Consider the following 231-nt stretch of genomic DNA (forward strand, 5'->3'; position numbering starts at 1 on the left):
AAGCCGATTCCGTCGTCGTTTATTTTTAAGATGACCGTCTGTTGCACGGTCCGCATTTCGATTTCAAGTCGTTTCGCTTTCGCATGGCGAAGCGTGTTGCTGATCGCTTCTTGGACGATGCGGAACAGTTCATTCTCAGTATGTCGCGACAATTCGACTTCTTCGAGGCGCCATACGAGCTCGGTCGATTGTTTGCGTGACAGTTCTTCTAACAGGCGCTCGATTCCCGTC

Annotated in this window: 1 protein-coding gene; it reads right to left on the minus strand. The window is 50.6% G+C overall.

Annotated features, from left to right (window positions below; genetic code table 11):
• Positions 1-231: ATP-binding protein (locus tag ACSV5T_RS10480; protein ID WP_438321115.1), on the minus strand; the 231-nt coding region annotated here is incomplete at both ends.

Origin of the sequence: Veillonella sp. ZSJB6 (assembly GCF_051549505.1) — a bacterium.
Classification (GTDB): domain Bacteria; phylum Bacillota; class Negativicutes; order Veillonellales; family Veillonellaceae; genus Veillonella.